The sequence below is a fragment of the Acinetobacter sp. GW821-FHT01C12 genome, assembly GCF_059422625.1.
Map to the genome: position 1 here is coordinate 100538 of NZ_JBWKXD010000002.1, position 13351 is coordinate 113888.

The 13351-nt window shown below is 39.6% G+C and carries 10 protein-coding genes and 1 riboswitch; of the genes, 1 reads left to right on the forward strand and 9 read right to left on the reverse strand.

All coding sequences use genetic code 11. The features are described 5' to 3' along the window. The 6 genes from AC07WY_RS06150 to AC07WY_RS06175 all read right to left on the reverse strand — a co-directional run bounded on the left by AC07WY_RS06150 (position 1) and on the right by AC07WY_RS06175 (position 7464). Positions 1-435 (reverse strand): CopG family ribbon-helix-helix protein, encoded by a 435-nt coding sequence (locus tag AC07WY_RS06150; RefSeq protein ID WP_004822751.1) that lies wholly within the window; start codon positions 433-435, stop codon positions 1-3. Between the two features lie 4 nt (positions 436-439). Then, positions 440-565: a hypothetical protein gene (locus tag AC07WY_RS06155; RefSeq protein WP_262086276.1), complete on the reverse strand. Its 126-nt coding sequence runs from the start codon at positions 563-565 to the stop codon at positions 440-442. 331 nt (positions 566-896) lie between these two features. After that, on the reverse strand, positions 897-4502 hold the full coding sequence (uca, locus tag AC07WY_RS06160; protein WP_494735966.1) for an urea carboxylase: 3606 nt from the start codon (positions 4500-4502) through the stop codon (positions 897-899). Positions 4503-4504: 2 nt separating this feature from the next. Then, positions 4505-5173 carry an urea amidolyase associated protein UAAP2 gene (locus AC07WY_RS06165; protein ID WP_419336690.1) on the reverse strand — a complete coding sequence of 223 codons (669 nt, stop codon included), beginning with the start codon at positions 5171-5173 and terminating at the stop codon, positions 4505-4507. An 11-nt stretch (positions 5174-5184) separates the two neighbouring features. Further along, the gene (locus AC07WY_RS06170) at positions 5185-5940 is read right to left on the reverse strand and encodes an urea amidolyase associated protein UAAP1 (protein ID WP_494735967.1); all 756 of its coding nucleotides are present in this window, start codon (positions 5938-5940) and stop codon (positions 5185-5187) included. A 30-nt stretch (positions 5941-5970) separates the two neighbouring features. Further along, positions 5971-6072, reverse strand: a riboswitch (guanidine-I (ykkC/yxkD leader). Between the two features lie 477 nt (positions 6073-6549). Then, positions 6550-7464, reverse strand: coding sequence for a LysR family transcriptional regulator (locus AC07WY_RS06175; protein WP_004724679.1), 915 nt, complete (start codon positions 7462-7464; stop codon positions 6550-6552). Positions 7465-7783: 319 nt separating this feature from the next. Here AC07WY_RS06175 and AC07WY_RS06180 point away from each other — a divergent pair, with 319 nt between their 5' ends. Further along, positions 7784-8446, forward strand: coding sequence for an epoxyqueuosine reductase QueH (locus AC07WY_RS06180; protein ID WP_262086280.1), 663 nt, complete (start codon positions 7784-7786; stop codon positions 8444-8446). A 22-nt stretch (positions 8447-8468) separates the two neighbouring features. Here AC07WY_RS06180 and AC07WY_RS06185 read toward each other — a convergent pair whose 3' ends face one another. The 3 genes from AC07WY_RS06185 to AC07WY_RS06195 all read right to left on the reverse strand — a co-directional run bounded on the left by AC07WY_RS06185 (position 8469) and on the right by AC07WY_RS06195 (position 13332). Continuing rightward, positions 8469-9857, reverse strand: a complete 1389-nt coding sequence (locus tag AC07WY_RS06185) for a methylenetetrahydrofolate reductase C-terminal domain-containing protein (protein WP_494735968.1) — start codon at positions 9855-9857, stop codon at positions 8469-8471. A gap of 380 nt (positions 9858-10237) precedes the next feature. Next, a complete protein-coding gene (locus AC07WY_RS06190) occupies positions 10238-12340 on the reverse strand; it encodes a TonB-dependent siderophore receptor (RefSeq protein ID WP_494735969.1) in 2103 nt (700 codons plus the stop codon). Positions 12341-12552: 212 nt separating this feature from the next. Continuing rightward, complete coding sequence (locus AC07WY_RS06195; RefSeq protein ID WP_262086283.1) at positions 12553-13332, reverse strand: AraC family transcriptional regulator; 780 nt, start codon at positions 13330-13332, stop codon at positions 12553-12555. Positions 13333-13351 lie beyond the last annotated feature (19 nt).

Genomic DNA, 13351 nt, shown 5'->3' on the forward strand with positions numbered 1-13351 from the left:
TTAATCATTTTGCAGAATTGGTGGCATCACAGCATCCATCAGCTCCAGATGCCCTTTGATCACACCCTTGAGTGCTGTAAATTGTTGGCTTATATGCCGAAGCTCAGAACTTGCCCCTTGCATCAGCATGACTTGTAAGATTTTTTGTTGATCAAGTTGAATATGCAGAGAACTGATCACTTGTGTTAAAAACTGTTGTTGTAAATCAATCAGTTGATTTCGAAGTGGCATTTGTCCTGCATCATAAAGAATGGTCAAAGTGCCGACCATGACTTCATTTGCCTGAGCCTGTTCCGCAATCAGGTGTTTATTAATCATGTCAACAATCGCTTGAGAGCGACTTTCGTAGTGCTGATCAACAATTTTCTGATCGAGTGCATTTAGCGTTGCTTCAGGTACAGTAATGCTGATTCGAGCCAACTTTTGTTTAGCCACAGACTTATCCTTTTAGCTTGTTGACAGAAGTGTTTTGTTTGATATACACGCCCGCACGTACACTGAATAAATCAACAAAAAATGCTTTAAGCGGATGTGTTTTTTTAACTGTTGTTTTGACCTGATTCATAGCACAACTCCATCTCAGTATTACCAAATTCAGTTTTTGTATTACTGATATAACAATGCAGAAAATGTGCCAGTTTTTAACCAAGTTTTTGCTGGTTTTAGCGTGTATTTATGGATGATTTTTGGGCAAAAATAAATTGAATGCACAAGCATAGCGCGAAGCGTTATATAGGTTTAACAGTAAAGTCTTTGCTATTTTAATTTTAATCAGCTAAGTCTTTATAACTTATGACACTTGATAGGATTATGGCTGTAAAGCAAATAGAAAAAAATAAATCTATATTTAAAACAGAAAAGGAGCATCATCACTGATGCTCCTGTGTTGATTTTTATCAGGCTACAGGTGCCAAGGTAAACAATACCTGTCCCGTCTTAACCGTCTGGCCTTTTTCAATGGTGATGGCTTCTACCTTCATCCGTTCAGGTGCAACAATCGGAATTTCAATTTTCATCGCTTCAATCACCGCAAGGGTTGCACCTTCTTCAACAATATCTCCAGAAGCACATTCGATTTTCCAAATTGAACCCGGCATATGGGATTCAACTGCACAACCACCTTCGGGAATACTGACCGCTTCACCATCCTCTACAGTATCTAAACTTTCAGATACATATTCTTGTAAACCTGCAGCATGCCAACGACGGCGCTCTGCTTCAAAATTGGCTTGTTGCGTCTGTTTAAAAGCCTGAATACTGTCCTGATTTGCAGCAAGGAAATCATTGTATTCTTTCAGATTGAGCACACCGTCTTCAATACGTAGTTGCAAACGCCCTGCTTTAAAATCTTCACGCATCTGTAGCAATTCTGCTTCTGAAACCTCATAAAATTTAACCTGATCAAAGAAGCGTAATAACCACGGCTTGCCTGCTTCAAAATTGGCATTTTTACGATAGCGACTCCACATTTGTGTAGTACGTCCCACAAATTGATAGCCTCCGGGACCTTCCATACCATAAACACACATATATGCTCCACCGATACCAACAGCATTTTCTGGTGTCCAAGTTCTTGCAGGGTTATATTTTGTTGTGACCAAACGCTGACGCGGATCAAGTGGTGTGGCAACCGGTGCACCTAAGTAGACATCACCCAATCCCATAACTAGATAATTGGCACTATAGACCACATCTTTTACCGCTTGCTTTGATGCTAGGCCATTGATACGACGAATAAACTCGATATTATCAGGGCACCACGGTGCATCAGGACGGACGATTTGTGTATAACGTTCAGTCGCCAATTGGGTTTGTGAATCTTCCCATGCCAGTGGTAAATACACGGTCCGTGAAGGCACTTGCATATTGTGTATATCAGGCAATTCCGCTTCCGCGTGTTGAAGTTTTTCCAATAGCTCAATTTGATCAATTTGAATTGAATCAAAATGAATTTGTAATGAACGAATCCCCGGAGTCAGATCAATAATTCCGTGGATATTCTGCTCTTTTACCCATTGCATCAAAGCATGAATACGGAAACGTAGATTTAAGTCTAAAACCAGATCACCATATTCAACTAATAAATAGCTATTCCCCGCAGGTCGATAAGTCACACTCGGTAAATCTGCTTGTGCTACTCGTGTGGCTAAAACAGCATTTTCTAATGTGTCATTTTCCGCGTGGAATACAGGATTAAAATTCACCGCATCTGTGTCAGAAGCAATAAGACTTTGATGATATGTTTGATCCAAGGATTTTGCTTGCGCATAACTAACAGGAATAAATTTAACTTTATCGCCTGCTTTAAGCTGACCAATTTTCCAAAGTTCAGAATGAATTACCACTGCTGGACAAACAAAACCACCTAAGCTTGGACCATCAGGCCCTAAGATGATCGGCATGTCGCCTGTAAAATCAATCGCACCAATTGCATAAGCATTGTCATGAATATTTGATGGATGTAAACCTGCTTCACCGCCATCTTCACGTGCCCACTCAGGTTTTGGGCCAATTAAACGGATACCGGTACGACTGGAATTATAGTGAATCTCAAACTGGTTGCTAAAGAATCTATCAATATCGTTTTTGGTAAAGAAATCTGGTGCGCCATGCGGACCATACATCACCGCAATTTCCCAATGACGCGCAAATTTAGGGATTTGATCTGCGGCTAAACTTTTGCTTTGATCAGATGAATATTCAGTAATCGCAAGCATATCCCCAATTAATAAATTACGCCCTGCATGCCCACCAAACTGCCCCAGAGTAAAGGTGGCTTTTGATCCTAAATATTCGGGAACATGGAAGCCACCCTTGATTCCAATATAGCTTCGGCATCCAGTGCTCATTGTTCCACACTTTAGCACCTGACCTTTTTTAACATTCACGGTTTGCCACATTGGAACCAGTACGCCATCCAGTTTAGATGGCATGTCACCGCCAGTAATCACAATTTGACTATCACAATGAAACTTTAAACTTGGCCCTTGTAAAGTACATTCCAACCCAGAAGTATTATATGGATTGCCTAAAAGTTGGTTGGCGACATTTAAACTTAAAGGATCAATTGCACCGGATGGTGGTACACCCACATCCCAATATCCTAAACGACCAGTAATATCCTGAATTGCGGTTTGAATGCCTGATTGTAAAACCTCAATTTTTTGGGTTTTCCATACAAAGTTATTTAAGAAGCGTGTGGTTTGTGTCCCTGAATTAAACACCTCACCCGCAATAATATTTTGTAGGTATTCCAGATTGGTTTCGATTCCTGCAATCTGTGTATCTGCCAGACTAGATTGCATGGCTTGGATCGCTGCATCTCGATCTGACGCCGTCACAATGATTTTGGCAAGCATAGGATCATAAAATGAAGATACATTTGAACCGGTTTCGACCCATGTTTCGACCCGTGCATTTTGATCAAATTGCACATAGGTCAGTAAGCCTGCGCTGGGTTGAAATTGTTTAATCGGATCTTCCGCATATAAACGAACTTGAATCGAATGCCCTTTTGACGCTAATTTTTCAGTGGGCGCTGACCAATCGCCACTGGCTAAAGTCACCATCCATTCAACCAGATCTACAGCATAGACTTGTTCCGTCACACCATGCTCAACTTGTAGACGAGTATTCACCTCTAAGAAATAGAACTGCTCAGTTTCAGTATCCATCACAAACTCAACCGTACCTGCTGAACGATAATTCACAGATTGCATAAGTTGAATCGCGACAGTTTGAATATAGTCACGTTGCTCATCAGTTAAATGCGGTGCGGGTGTTTCTTCTATGACTTTTTGATTCCGACGTTGTACAGAACAGTCGCGTTCTCCTAAAGCCAACACATGCCCTTTTCCATCACCAAAAATTTGTACTTCAATATGTCGAGCATGCTGCACAAATTTTTCTAAGTACAAACCTGCATCTTTAAAGTTGGCTTGGGCCAAATACGAAACGGTTTGATAAGCGTCTTTGAGTTCAGCTTCATCCCAAACCAAACGCATACCGATACCACCACCACCCGCGGTACTTTTTAACATCACAGGATAGCCAATACGTGCCGCTTCGCTGATTGCTTCCGGTTCACCAGAAAGCAAAGAACTCCCCGGCAACAGTGGCACTTGGCTTTTAATCGCCAGTTCGCGGGCCGTATGTTTTAGACCAAAATCCAGCATTTGGCTTGAGGTTGGCCCAATAAAGGCAATACCCTGATTTTCACATAGGTCACAAAACTCAGCGTTTTCAGACAAAAAACCATAACCTGGATGGATTGCTTCAGCGCCAGTTTGCTTGGCAATTTGTAGAATTTTTTCAATATTTAAATAACTTTGTTGTGCTGGTGCAGCACCAATACAAAATGCCTCGTCGGCTAAAGTCACATGTAAAGAATCCTGATCAGCTTCTGAATAAACAGCAACGGAAGCGATGCCAAGTTTTTTAAGTGTACGAATCACACGACAAGCGATTGCACCACGATTGGCAATAAGAACTTTATTAAACATATTTATGCTCCCATACCATTGTGTACCAGCAATTGAATTTTCGTTGGGTTATAGCCATTACATGGGTTATTTAATTGCGGGCAATTTGAAATCAGTACGATCAAATCCATCTCTGCTTGAATTTCCACATATTTTCCAGCGGCAGAAATACCATCAGCAAAGGTTAAATGGCCGTCCGAGCTGACAGGCACATTCATAAAGAAATTAATATTGGGGCCGATGTGCCGAACGTTTAACTGATGTTTTTGTGCAATCGGATGCTTGGCTAATGCATACATAAAATTATTACGGCAACTGTGCATTGGATAGGTGTCACGTGCATAGCGAACCGTATTACTTTCACATGAACAGGCACCGCCTAAGGTGTCATGACGACCGCAGTTATCATCGACAATCACCGCAATTGGACGGCCTAAATTACTGTATAAGGTTGTCCCTTTTTCAAGGTAAACATGTTGATTAATAGCCAAAGTATCCGTTGCGCTATAACGTTCTGCTGGGTTTTCTGCTGAAATAAATAAGGTATCGACGGCTTGATTGCCTTCTAAATCAACGATACGGAAATATTGGCCTTTTTTTACTTCGCCCATCCAAGCTTCACCCGCAGGACACACTTCATTTAACAAGGCTTGATCTAAAATAGGTTTTTCGATTGAAGTTAAAATGCTCATGCTGATTGTCCTTAAATGCGTGTGTTGTGAGATGAACTCAGCGCGTAATAACGCTGGTTATTGTCAAATGCACGTTGATTTTGCGGACATGAGTCTCGACAAATATCGTTTTCTGTTAAGGGCAATGCGGTAAAAAGACCCATTTCTATATCAGCGGGAGCATATTGCGCTGAATGATCTAAGCCATGCGGTGCAGCAGATAAGAATACAAAGCAATCCATTTCAAAACGCAGCTCAATGATTTGCCCAGTATTGTCTGAGCCAACATAAGACAATGCGCCCGCATCATCTGGGGTCACTTTTGAAAATAAATTCACTGTTGCGCTGAGGTCGATTTGCCCAAGTGAATATTTGCTCATTTCAATCAGCAAACCATCTAGACCATTTTGAATCATTTGATTTCGGGCATCTTGGAATGTCTTTATTCCAAAAGTAGCTTGGATCTGTTCTGGACGACTTGGACCACACAAAGCGTCATTCCAGCCATGATCATCATGAATAATTGAGGCCATAACCCGTCCCAAATCGGAATACAACACATGACCTTGCGTTAAAAAAGCAGTATGTTGCCCTTTTAAACTATCTGGCATATTAAAACGCTCAAGTCTGTCATGGGCATTCACGCAAAATAAAGAGACATTGGCATCGGCAGATAAAGCTTTAAATTGAAGTACGCTTCCTTTGGGAATGCGACCTGACCAGTGATGTCCACCGGGTAATTTTTCAGACCAAATGACCTGTTGATCATGATAATTTGTCGTATGCATAGCCACTCCTGTTCGGATAGTTTATTGACTTCCTCCCGGGCTTTTATCCCTCCGTGTAGTTCTTTCGAACCGCGAACTCTCGGTCCAGACATACTCTTTTAGACAAGTATCGGAACCCTAGATCACTTTTTATAATTTTATTTGATGCAAAGGATGTGCCAATTGAGTATTACGTTTCTAGGCTTTAGTAATACTAATTTTGTGCGATAAGAGTGCATTTCAGGACATAGAAAGCAAAAATGAGTTATTAATGAGCTAAAAAATGGCAAAGGTGTTAAATAAAAACCCGTTCTAAATAAAACGTTCTCTAATTGAAAGCCATCTCTAATAAAATTCTTTTAAAAAAACGTGTCATAGAAACAACACGGCGCAAAAATATTTAAGCTTGTCGATTGGTTGACTTAGGGCATGGCAAACCTTGCGCTGCAAACAAAGCCAAGCTTTGTTTTTGCTCATATTCTGCTTAAGAAGATAATTCAGGTATAGCGAAAACACCCGATAAAAAACACGCGCTCATTTAGGCCAAAACCAGCCTGAGTCAGCGCGTGTTAAAATGAATCATCGTACTCAGCAAGCAGGTGCTACAGGATGAATCATTAATAATACATTTTAGTAATACGTTGCTCTTTTTTTCGAGAATTTATCCAGTTGCTTAAGAAAACCATCAAAATAATCTTTTTCTTTTTCTTCTACACGATAACCGGCATATAAGGTACGACGTAAACCTTCAGGCGCAACACAATCTAAACGGCGAGAAACCACCCAGCCCTTTTGCTCATATTCATTAACCACCCAATCAGGCAGTGCTGCGATACCATGACCACTTGCCACAAGTTGAATCAACATTTGGGTTAAGTCTGTGGTGCGAATATGTTTTGGCTGAATATTGGCAGGAATAAATAATCTAGACATGATATCCAGCCGATGCTTATCCACTGGATAGGTCACCAAGGTTTCTTCCGCCAACTCTTGCACCGTAATTTCTTTCATTCGTGCTAAAGGATGCGTGATTGAGAGCACCAATCGCGATTCATATTCAAAAATTGGAAAATACTCTACCCCTTTTAACGCAATTGGATCTGCTGTAATTAATAGATCAAACTCACCAGTTTGTAATAACTCATGTGGATTAGCTTCAAATCCTGAGGCAAAATCTAAATCTACATCGGGGTATTGTTGACGATACTGGTTTAGCAATGGCATAAGCCAATCAAAGCAACTGTGGCATTCAGAAGAGAAAACGATTCGTCCCGTTTGCCCATGTACAATTCGGGTAATATCAGACTGGGCAATTTGCACTTGTGGCAAAATATCATCAGCAAGTTTCAGTAATCGTTGACCAACATTAGAAAAACTCACTGGACGTGAGCGACGATTCACCACTTCGACACCAAACCATTGATCTAACTCTCGAAGCTGGTGTGATAAAGCAGAAGGTGTTAAACACAAATCTCCTGCTGCTGCAACCAATGAACCATGTTCACGTAAAGCAGTGAGTGTTTTTAGATGTCGAAGTTCTAACATTCCGTCATTACCAAATTAATATGTTAAAGGTGATCTGGCTATAGCATAACGAATTGATGGCGTTTATGTTTAATTATTTTCACTTAAATTTAAAATTTGTTATTTTTATTCATTTTTAAATAATAAGCAAAACATTGAAGATGCTCTTACTCATCCATACAATTAAATCACTCCATTATTGAATGAACTAAATCTGGCGATTTAAAATATCATCCTTAAAAACTTTCAGCATAGACTGAAAACATTTCAGTGAATTCAAACACCACAAGACTTTAAAACTTTTACAATAGAAGATTATTCATTTTTTATATTGTTTAGCATGACTCTGGAACGCCAAAAGCTCACACTCCCCCAAGGCCACGACAAATTGTTGCTGCATTCATGTTGCGCGCCGTGCTCAGGTGAAGTCATGGAAACCTTAATTGAATCAGGCATCGACTTTTCAATTTTTTTCTATAATCCAAATATTCATCCAGTCAAAGAATATTTAATTCGCAAAGAAGAAAATATTCGCTTTGCTGAGAAGCATAATATTCCATTTATTGACTGTGACTACGATACAGACAATTGGTTTGAACGTGCCAAAGGTATGGAAAATGAGCCTGAAAAAGGCATCCGCTGTACCATGTGTTTTGATATGCGTTTTGAGAGAACCGCACTCTACGCACACGAACATGGATTTAGTTTAATCAGCAGCTCATTGGGCATATCGCGTTGGAAAGATATGCAACAAATTAACGGCTGTGGAATCCGAGCTGCCGCACATTACCCACAAATTGAATATTGGGATTATAACTGGCGCAAAAGCGGTGGTGCACATCGTATGATCGAAATCAGCAAACGTGAAGAATTTTACCAACAAGAATACTGTGGCTGTGTTTATTCACTGCGAGATACCAATCGCTGGCGCATGAAAAATGGTCGTGACCGGATCAAATTAGGTGAAAAGTTTTATACCAATGTGATGGACGAGGAAAGTTAATTTATCCAGACACCTCCCCTTATCACTGCTTCACATACCAGTTTTTCCAAGAGCTGGTTCCACGGACTTCTATCGGTACAGTTGGAATCAGCTGCTTTTTTAATACCTGAATTTGATCGACCTCTTCAGCCAATCGAGCTTTGACAGAGTGTATACACTCTCGATCCCCAAACTCACAACGGTCTAAATGTGTGCCACCGCATGGCCCATTTGCCAGACCTTTGGGGCAAGTTTCAGGGCAAATATATAAGGTTTCAGCCAGCCTACACTGGCCACAACTCTCACACCCGACAATAAAATGTTTACTCAAATATTCCGCTTGTAACAGCAATTTTGCTGCAAGGGCTTTATTCCAAAAACCCGCACTAAAAATATAAGCACCCAGCCCTTTAACCAAATTGGAATTAAACATGGTACTGTGAATGGTATCTAAAAATTGATATTTTACTTTCTGATGCAAATTACTCAGCTTAGGCTTTTTTACAACCGCTGGACGTAATTCATTGCCAGTTTTAAGCTGCCATAATTGATCCCATAATTGTTGACATTGTTTAAGATCAAGATGTCGATACTGTTCAATATAACCCGTTAAAATCGCTTGCTCATCGGCTTTATGGCACGCAGAAAGATGCACACCAGCATAACCAATATGCTGACAAATCAAAATTTGCAAAGCACAACGTAAATAAGTATTTTCAGTTTGATCAGAACCATGTTCTTGAGCCAACACTTCAAGCATATGTGGTGTAATCACAATACCCGCAACATTGTGTTTCAGCATAAATTTCGCACGTGCTAAAGTCAACGGCATCACACAAGCAAGAATTTTTTGTGTATAGTTTTCTTCAATTAAAAACTCATGCGCTTGTTTAAGTGCCACGAGGTCAAAGCCCAACTGGGTAATAATATAATCAGCACCTGCTTGTAGTTTTTTATGTAATTTTAAATACTGCGCTTGTTTTTCTGCTTGACTATATTTAAACGGATTCAAGGCAACGCCAATATGAAAACCACCTTGTTGTTTGGCAGCGATGACCGCATTCACCGATTCCAAATAGCGTGTTCGAGCATGACTACCTTGCCCATCGTGATGTTGTTTTAGCTTATCGCCAGTCAGTAACAATAAATTTTGCTGTCCGTGTTGTTTGGCTTGCGTTAAAAACAGATTGAAATCATGTATATCTCGACCTTTACCTGCATAGTGCAATACTTTTTCAATCTGCTGCGGATAAGATTGTGCGGCGATTAATGGTGCAATATCATCATCTGAACGTACTCGATCTGACAAAGTCATACATACAGGAAAGCCCGCCAGTTGTGTGGCTACAGGCAGCATCTCTTGCTTTGAAGGCAAATATTCCACCAAACAACAAAATTGGTTTTGAGCAAAGTATTGGGAAAGCTGAGACATAAAAAAATTTAGATAAATACAGCAAAATAAATAGGCCTGAATTATAGAATGTTTTAAATCGAATTGCTGTAATCATAAAATGCTTTTCAAGCAGATCTCTGCATAATCGACATCATTCACTGCATCTTAATTTAAGCTTTTTAATCATTTCTCAATAGGAGCAATGGTTTTTATTACGATGGTAGAAATTAGATATAGTGTTGTTCTAAATTGAATATCTTAAGGTTTTCACTCAATTCGCTAATATTCTAATAAATCTAAGTATGTCTCGTTCTAAGTATTTTGATCTTAAAAAAATGGGTATTGTCCTCAATACCCATAAAACTTATGTCTTAGCATTAAATTCAAATAGTGAAAACTATATCTAAACTAAGCTGCTGTTAATATTTAAATTTCACATTCAGACGAACCATCATAGGATCTCCCCAATTGACCAATTGTGCATTTGGTGTGGTCCCTGCCAGATACTCTCTATCAAATAAGTTTTTAATCGTTAAACCTGCGCCCCAATTCTTGGCTTCATAACCCGCATTTACATCAAATAAGGCATAACTTGGTAAGTAGACAAAATCTGTACTACGTTGTGCTGTTCGAGAACCTTGATAACGAATCCCTGCACCAATATTCCAACCTAATTTATCTGGGCTAAAATAGTACTGGGTGGATAATGAACTGGCATTTTTAGGTACATGATTGGTCCGTTTACCAATATCACTGGCAATCACACTTTCAGTGACTTTTGCTGTTGGGATATAGCTATAGGTTGCTGTTGCATTCCATTGATCTGTGAGTGCAGCCGCTATTTCTGCTTCAAAACCTTTGGTGACTTGTTCACCTGTTTGGATTGAGAATTTCTGAGAGATATCTGTTTCAGTCACATTTTTACGGGTCAGATCATAATAGGCAATATAGCCTTGTAGACGCTGATCCAGTGCTTGTAACTTGACCCCGACTTCGGCTTGTTTACCCTCTTCAGGATTCAGCAATTGGCCATTTTCACCAGCATCTGTTACAGGCATAAATGAGGTTGAATAACTGATATATGGTGCAAACATATCATTGATACGGTACATCACCGATCCACTGCCCGTAAAAGCATTGTCAGAGTTTTTGCTGTTACTATTTTTTAATACATCGTCAATTTCAACCTGAGTCCAGTCATGTCGACCAGACAATCCGATAATCCAGTGATCATCTACTTTAATTGTATTGCGTAGATAGAGACCCGTAAATTGGCTATAGGTTAATTGTTGTGTTGGCGTCCCCAGTTTGGTACTGGTGATTCCATAGACTGGATGGTCAGCATTAAAAGAATTGATGGTATCGTTTCTACGATAGTAATCACTACGCTCTCGCATCATATCGACACCCACCATCACATCGTAGTTGATCTTTCCAAAATCAAAATTACGTTGCAGGTTGCTGTCCAAGGTGTAGTTGGTATCTTGTTTATCTTGATTATTTACAGAACGTTTAATGATTGGCAATGTATTTGTACCTGATGCCAATATCGGATTGCCTTGGGTATCAGTTTTGGTAACCGCAAAGTTTTGTTTAAACACCCAAGCATTATCAAAGTAGTGCGCATAATTTGCACCAAGACGATAAACATCGACGTCATAACCATGATCAGGTTCACCAAAGAATAGACTTGAAGGGTATTTTTTATAATCGCCTTTACTAAAAGGAATGCCCTGTTGACGGATGTATTCACGGTGTTGATAGCTGGCAATGACGGATAAATCATCTTTATCACCTAGATCAAAATTGTAAGATGGAGCAATATATTGATTTTTAAAATAAACATGGTCAGTCGGGTCATCTTGATCAGAGACCCGTCCTACAATACGAAAAGCGCCTTTTGCACGATTATCAGGGGCATAATTTAGGTCAAATGTACCTTCTTTTAAACCATAGCTTCCATAACTTAATGTGCCTTTGTAAGCGGTTTCTGCTTGTGGGCGTTTGGTGGTTAAATTGACTAAACCGCCTGGCAGCGCCAAACCGAAACCAACTGAGGTGGGACCTTTGACCACTTCAATAGACTCTAAGCCTGAAATATCTTCTGCTCGTAAAACATTATCCGATGCTTGGATACGTAACCCATCAATATAAGTTTGTGAACTGGATATTTGTCCACGAATAATAAAGTCATCCCAGCCTCTTCGTCCATATTGACCAGAGGTCACGCCTGCCACACCTTCTAAGGCTTCTGCTACTGTTTTTGCTTGCTTTTGTTCAATTTGCTGATTGGTGATCGCACTAATCGACTGAGCTGTTTCAAATAAAGGCGCTTTAGATCGCAATACCGCACTTGCTGTTTTTGCTGCATAGGCTTTTTTATCACTGTCTGCTTGTACGATAATCGTTGGCAATTTATTGCTTACAGCATTTTGCGTTATATCTGATTCTGACTCAGCATGAGCGGTGGATAACATGATGGCAAAAACTGAAAATGCGAGGGAGGATTTATTAAACTGCATTAAACAATGACCTAAAAACTTGAAGCTTAATTATAATCATTTTCATTTATATTTATCACTATTTTTTTACGCTTTCCTTTTAATGATATAAGTTTGAAAAGAAACACTCTTTAAATAAAACGTGCTTTTTCTAATAATTCGACTGTATCAATCACATCACTGATAAGTTAGGCTTATTTTTTATAACGATTGGTCAAAAACAATAATGTATTTTATTTGGATGTTTTATTTTGCAGATGACTCATATATTGAGTCGGGCTTAAACCCAAAACGCGATGAAACATGGTGGTGAATGCAGCAGGATTTTTAAAGCCAAAATCATAAGCAATGTGCTGTATCGGCTGGTTTTGAATTAATTTTTCCAGACTTAACAATACACAAGCATGTTGTCGCCATTTTGAAAAAGACATCCCAACTTCACTTTTAAACAACCGACTAAAATGCCGCTCGCTGATATAAAGTTGTGTCGAAATTTCTTCGGGTGATAAATGAATATTGGGCTGCTTTAAGAACCTTTGGCAAATGTCTAAAATGGCTTTATTTTCCGGCAAAGGTAAATGCAGTTCAATTTTTTCAGAAATGGCTAGCTCAGTTAAAATCAATTCTTGAATCAGCTCATCATGTCTAGAAAGCGGTTCATTTAATGCTGGTGCTTTTAAAAGTAATTGTCGAAGCAAAGGCGAAATTGACAGCACTTCGCAACATTCAATCTGCCTCGGGACATCTTCAGGAAGGATATACAAACTACAGGTTTTAACATTAAACAAAGTCAGTTGATGCGGAACTTGCGGTGGAATCCAAACCGCCCTTTCAGGAGGAATGATCCAGTTTCCTTGTGGTGTTTCTACATGCATCACACCCTGAGCTGCATAGAGTAATTGTGCTCGTTTATGGCTGTGCATCTTCAATACATAATACTCAGCGTACTGCGTTTCTATCGCAATCATTTTATGTTTTAAATGCTCAACACTATGAATCGAGATTTGTTTCATAGCCGTGTCTGATTTGAGT

What these genes read in the sequence shown, in the direction of transcription:
- AC07WY_RS06155 (WP_262086276.1), bottom strand. Translation starts at nt 565, where the DNA reads ATGAATCAGGTCAAAACAACAGTTAAAAAAACACATCCGCTTAAAGCA.
- uca (WP_494735966.1), bottom strand. Translation starts at nt 4,502, where the DNA reads ATGTTTAATAAAGTTCTTATTGCCAATCGTGGTGCAATCGCTTGTCGT.
- AC07WY_RS06165 (WP_419336690.1), bottom strand. Translation starts at nt 5,173, where the DNA reads ATGAGCATTTTAACTTCAATCGAAAAACCTATTTTAGATCAAGCCTTG.
- AC07WY_RS06170 (WP_494735967.1), bottom strand. Translation starts at nt 5,940, where the DNA reads ATGCATACGACAAATTATCATGATCAACAGGTCATTTGGTCTGAAAAA.
- AC07WY_RS06175 (WP_004724679.1), bottom strand. Translation starts at nt 7,464, where the DNA reads ATGTTAGAACTTCGACATCTAAAAACACTCACTGCTTTACGTGAACAT.
- AC07WY_RS06180 (WP_262086280.1), top strand. Translation starts at nt 7,784, where the DNA reads ATGACTCTGGAACGCCAAAAGCTCACACTCCCCCAAGGCCACGACAAA.
- AC07WY_RS06185 (WP_494735968.1), bottom strand. Translation starts at nt 9,857, where the DNA reads ATGTCTCAGCTTTCCCAATACTTTGCTCAAAACCAATTTTGTTGTTTG.
- AC07WY_RS06190 (WP_494735969.1), bottom strand. Translation starts at nt 12,340, where the DNA reads ATGCAGTTTAATAAATCCTCCCTCGCATTTTCAGTTTTTGCCATCATG.
- AC07WY_RS06195 (WP_262086283.1), bottom strand. Translation starts at nt 13,332, where the DNA reads ATGAAACAAATCTCGATTCATAGTGTTGAGCATTTAAAACATAAAATG.